The organism is Xanthomonas sp. SHU 308 (genome assembly GCF_000364645.1).
In the GTDB taxonomy this organism is placed as follows: domain Bacteria; phylum Pseudomonadota; class Gammaproteobacteria; order Xanthomonadales; family Xanthomonadaceae; genus Xanthomonas_A; species Xanthomonas_A sontii.
Genome location: NZ_AQOK01000475.1, coordinates 1 through 869, shown reverse-complemented (window position 1 = coordinate 869; position 869 = coordinate 1). Strand labels below are relative to the sequence as shown.

Here is an 869-nt window from a genome sequence, read left to right as displayed (position 1 = left end):
GGCTCTTTAGAGTCCGGGTTTCATCGTAGCGGCTTTGGCCGCTAGCTGTTGGGCATAGACGGCCGGGGTCAGGCCGCCCAAGATCTTCTTCGGTCGCTCCTCGTTGTATTCCCGTCGCCAGGTCTCGATCTCGGTGCGGGCGTGCAGCAACGTCGGGAACCAGTGTTCGTTGAGGCACTCGTCGCGCAGGCGGCCGTTGAAGCTCTCGATGTAGGCGTTCTGGTTCGGCTTGCCTGGCTGGATCAAGCGCAGCTGCACACCGCGCGCGTGGGCCCACGTCACCATCGTCTTGCCGCAGAACTCCTTGCCGTTGTCGGTGCGGATCACCTGCGGCAGACCCCGTGTCAGCGCCAGCCGATCCAGCACCCGCGCCACGCCGTGGCCGGAGATGGCCCGCTCCACCTCGATCGCCACCGCCTCGTGCGTGGCATCGTCGACGATGGTCAGGGCCTTGAGCATCCGGCCCTCGGCGGTGCGGTCGAACACGAAGTCCATCGACCAGACCTGGTTGACCGCTTCAGGCCGAAGCAACCGCTGGCGCTCGCCCAGCAGCACCTTCTTGCGCTTGCGCCGGCGCACCTGCAACCTGGCTTGCTGATACAGCCGCTCCACCCGCTTGTAGTTCACCGGCCACTGCTCCTACCGCAGCTTCAGATAGATCATCCCGACGCCGTAGCGCTTGTGCCGCTGCGCCAGCGCCAGGATCCGCTCGCGCAGCTCGACGTTGCGATCCGGACGCGGGACGTAGCGCAGCGCGCTGGCGCTCATCCCCACCACGGCCAGCGCCCGACGCTCCGTGAGCCCGCGCTCCATCAGCTGCCGCACCAGCATCCTGCGCGCCGGTGCGGTCACCACTTTTTTCGCAGGGC

The 869-nt window shown here is 67.0% G+C and carries 1 pseudogene; it reads right to left on the bottom strand.

Going from position 1 to position 869, the window contains the following annotated elements:
* Positions 1-6: 6 nt before the first annotated feature.
* Positions 7-869 (bottom strand): annotated as a pseudogene (locus tag D588_RS0114715) (IS3 family transposase); the annotation flags it as partial.